This is a genomic window from Shewanella sp. CAL98-MNA-CIBAN-0140 (assembly GCF_040309905.1).
Classification (GTDB): domain Bacteria; phylum Pseudomonadota; class Gammaproteobacteria; order Enterobacterales; family Shewanellaceae; genus Shewanella; species Shewanella psychromarinicola.
Window position 1 is genome coordinate 1 of record NZ_JBEOPI010000071.1, and the last position, 4,003, is coordinate 4,003.

1 protein-coding gene and 6 tRNA genes are annotated in these 4,003 nt (G+C 41.9%); 6 read left to right on the plus strand and 1 reads right to left on the minus strand.

The features are described 5' to 3' along the window. Positions 1-107 precede the first annotated feature (107 nt). Positions 108-183 (minus strand) — tRNA-Val (locus AAEY93_RS20075). 257 nt (positions 184-440) lie between these two features. Between AAEY93_RS20075 and gltX the strand changes: the two genes are divergently transcribed. The 6 genes from gltX to AAEY93_RS20105 all read left to right on the plus strand — a co-directional run bounded on the left by gltX (position 441) and on the right by AAEY93_RS20105 (position 3,653). Further along, positions 441-1,850, plus strand: coding sequence for a glutamate--tRNA ligase (gltX, locus tag AAEY93_RS20080; RefSeq protein ID WP_351079389.1), 1,410 nt, complete (start codon positions 441-443; stop codon positions 1,848-1,850). 102 nt (positions 1,851-1,952) lie between these two features. Next, a tRNA-Ala gene (locus AAEY93_RS20085) sits at positions 1,953-2,028 on the plus strand. 611 nt (positions 2,029-2,639) lie between these two features. After that, positions 2,640-2,715, plus strand: a tRNA-Glu gene (locus AAEY93_RS20090). Between the two features lie 296 nt (positions 2,716-3,011). Further along, a tRNA-Glu gene (locus AAEY93_RS20095) sits at positions 3,012-3,087 on the plus strand. A 118-nt stretch (positions 3,088-3,205) separates the two neighbouring features. Continuing rightward, positions 3,206-3,281, plus strand: a tRNA-Glu gene (locus AAEY93_RS20100). A 296-nt stretch (positions 3,282-3,577) separates the two neighbouring features. Beyond that, positions 3,578-3,653, plus strand: a tRNA-Glu gene (locus tag AAEY93_RS20105). Positions 3,654-4,003: the final 350 nt, after the last annotated feature.

Sequence of the window (4,003 nt, forward strand, 5' to 3'; positions counted from 1 at the left end):
CTACTGGGCTCGAACCAGTGACCCCCTCCTTGTAAGGGAGGTGCTCTCCCAGCTGAGCTAAGCGACCTGGGATATAATTAACAACATTGACTTCATAAATAAAATCATGGTGGTCGATACTGGGCTCGAACCAGTGACCCCCTCCTTGTAAGGGAGGTGCTCTCCCAGCTGAGCTAATCGACCTCGCTGTGTGGGGCAGTATTATAGGCAGCGAGCAAAGCCTGTCAACGCTTTTTATTTAAAAAAATGTCAGTCGGGCTAAAATTGTTCGCTTTGATGCTTTGTTAAACAAGAGATTGAGTTTAATAATAAAGAAAATTCAAAAACCGCCTCAGGTTTACGCGTCCGCCATTTCAACTACTCAGTTAGACTGTTAGAATGACGCTACATTTTTTTGTTTGTCTTTTTATAGACGTTTATAAATAGGTTAGTGTCCGATTATGACAACTAAGACGCGTTTTGCCCCAAGTCCAACAGGTTTTCTTCATGTAGGTGGTGCCCGTACTGCTCTGTATTCATGGTTACACGCACGTGCTAATAATGGTGAATTCGTACTGCGTATTGAAGACACAGACATTGAACGTTCAACTCAAGAAGCCTGTGATGCTATTCTTGATGGTATGAACTGGTTAGGTTTGACTTGGGATGAGGGTCCTTATTATCAGACTAAGCGTTTTGATCGTTACAACGAAATTATTGAGCAAATGCTAGATAATGGCTCTGCGTACAAATGCTATTGCACACGTGAACGTGTTGAAAAAATGCGTGAAGAGCAATCGGCACAGGGTTTACAACAAAAATACGACGGTTGCTGTCGTAACCTTGCTCCTCGTGATACTGACGAGCCTTTTGTTGTTCGCTTTAAAAACCCCGTCGAAGGCAGTGTAATATTTGATGATCACGTTCGTGGGCGCATCGAAATTTCAAATGATATGCTTGATGATTTAATCATTAAGCGCACCGATGGTGTTCCTACTTACAACTTCTGTGTTGTCGTTGATGACTGGGATATGGGTATTACTTGCGTTGTTCGTGGTGAAGATCATATCAATAATACTCCGCGCCAAATCAACATTCTTAAAGCACTAGGCGCCCCAATTCCTGAATATGCTCATGTATCGATGATTTTAGGTGACGATGGTGCCAAGTTATCTAAGCGTCATGGTGCTGTAGGTGTGATGCAATATCGTGATGATGGTTATTTACCTGAAGCACTATTAAATTATCTTGTTCGTTTAGGTTGGTCACATGGCGATCAAGAAGTATTTTCAATGGAAGAATTGAAAACGCTGTTTAAATTAGATGATATCAATAAGGCGGCTTCTGCTTTTAATACCGATAAGCTAATTTGGTTAAACCAGCATTATATAAAGTCACTTGATCCTGTTTATGTAGCAACACATTTACAGTGGCACATGGATGACCAAAAAATTGATATCAGTAATGGCCCTGCGTTAACTGAAATTGTGACTGCATTATCTGAACGCGCTAAAACATTAAAAGAGTTAGCCGCTTCTAGTCGCTATTTCTATGAAGATTTTAACGATTTCGACGAAGCACAAGCTAAAAAGCACTTACGAGGTGTGGCACTAGAGCCTTTAACATTGTTCAATCAAAAGTTATCTGAACTAAATGATTGGAGTGTAGAGAATATTCACCACGCTATCGAAGCCACTGCCACGGAACTTGATGTTGGTATGGGTAAAGTTGGCATGCCGTTACGTGTTGCGGTTACAGGCGCTGGACAGTCTCCAGCGTTAGATTTAACCTTGTTCTTAATCGGAAAAGAAAGATCTGCGCAAAGAATATCCAAAGCGATTGAATTTGTAGCAAATAGAATAAATTCCTAAAAAACGAGTTGACACTTTTGGGTATGCTGCATAGAATGCGCCTCGCAGTTGAGACATGATGTCAGGTTATTCTGGTAGCATATTCAAAAGCATTAAGTAAGAGGGGCTATAGCTCAGCTGGGAGAGCGCTTCGCTGGCAGTGAAGAGGTCCACGGTTCGATCCCGTGTAGCTCCACCACTTACTTGTTGATCTTTAATTAGATAATTAGCATTAATGTTTAGCCTACAGACATTAATGAGTATTCACTCGATACAGAGTATAACGTATCAACTATGTCCCATTCGTCTAGAAATAGACATTAGGACATCGCCCACTTTGGTTTATAAAGAGTCGGCGGTAACAGGGGTTCGGATCCTTTGGGTTTGTTCTTCATTATAGGTAATTAGCACTGGTGTTTAGCCTACAGACACCAATGAGTATTCACTCGATACAGAGTATAACGTATCAACTGTGTCCCATTCGTCTAGAAATAGCGCTTAGGACATCGACCACTTTGGTTTATAAAGAGTCGGCGGTAACAGGGGTTCGAATCCTTGTTGTTTTGTAGCATTTAGCATTAATGTTTAGCCTACAGGCATTGATGAGTATTCACTCGATACAGAGTTTAACGTATCAACTGTGTCCCATTCGTCTAGAAATAGCGCTTAGGACATCGCCCACTTTGGTTTATAAAGAGTCGGCGGTAACAGGGGTTCGGATCCTTGTTGCTTTGTAGCATTTAGCGTTGATGTTTAGCCTACAGACACCAATGAGTATTCACTCGATACAGAGTATAACGTATCAACTGTGTCCCATTCGTCTAGAGGCCTAGGACACCGCCCTTTCACGGCGGTAACAGGGGTTCGAATCCCCTATGGGATACCATATTAAAGATGGTTGAACATAATTCGAAAGAGTTGTTTGATGATCTATAAAGCGTTGATGTTTAGCCTACAGACATTGATGAGTATTCACTCGGTACAGAGTATAACGTATCAACTGTGTCCCATTCGTCTAGAAATAGCGCTTAGGACATCGCCCACTTTGGTTTATAAAGAGTCGGCGGTAACAGGGGTTCGAATCCTTTAGGTTTGTTCTTCATTATAGGTAATTAGCACTGGTGTTTAGCCTACAGACACCAATGAGTATTCACTCGATACAGAGTTTAACGTATCAACTGTGTCCCATTCGTCTAGAGGCCTAGGACACCGCCCTTTCACGGCGGTAACAGGGGTTCGAATCCCCTATGGGATACCATATTTAAGATGGTTGAACATAATTCGAAAGAGTTGTTTGATGATCTATAAAGCGTTGATGTTTAGCCTACAGACATTGATGAGTATTCACTCGATACAGAGTTTAACGTATCAACTGTGTCCCATTCGTCTAGAGGCCTAGGACACCGCCCTTTCACGGCGGTAACAGGGGTTCGAATCCCCTATGGGATACCATATTTAAGATGGTTGAACATAATTCGAAAGAGTTGTTTGATGATCTATAAAGCGTTGATGTTTAGCCTACAGACATTGATGAGTATTCACTCGGTACAGAGTATAACGTATCAAATGTGTCCCATTCGTCTAGAAATAGCGCTTAGGACATCGCCCACTTTGGTTTATAAAGAGTCGGCGGTAACAGGGGTCCGAATCCTTTAGGTTTGTTCTTTATTATAGGTAATTAGCATTGATGTTTAGCCTACAGACATTGATGAGTATTCACTCGATACAGAGTTTAACGTATCAACTGTGTCCCATTCGTCTAGAGGCCTAGGACACCGCCCTTTCACGGCGGTAACAGGGGTTCGAATCCCCTATGGGATACCATATTTAAGATGGTTGAACATAATTCGAAAGAGTTGTTTGATGATCTATAAAGCGTTGATGTTTAGCCTACAGACATTGATGAGCATTCACTCGATACAGAGTATATCGTATCAACTGTGTCCCATTCGTCTAGAAATAGCGCTTAGGACATCGCCTACTTTGGTTTATAAAGAGTCGGCGGTAACAGAGGTTTAGATCCTTAGGGTTTTGTTCTTTATTATAGGTAATTAGCATTGATGTTTAGCCTACAGACATTGATGAGTATTCACTCGATACAGAGTATAACGTATCAACTGTGTCCCATTCGTCTAGAGGCCTAGGACACCGCCCTTTCACGGCGGTAACAGGGG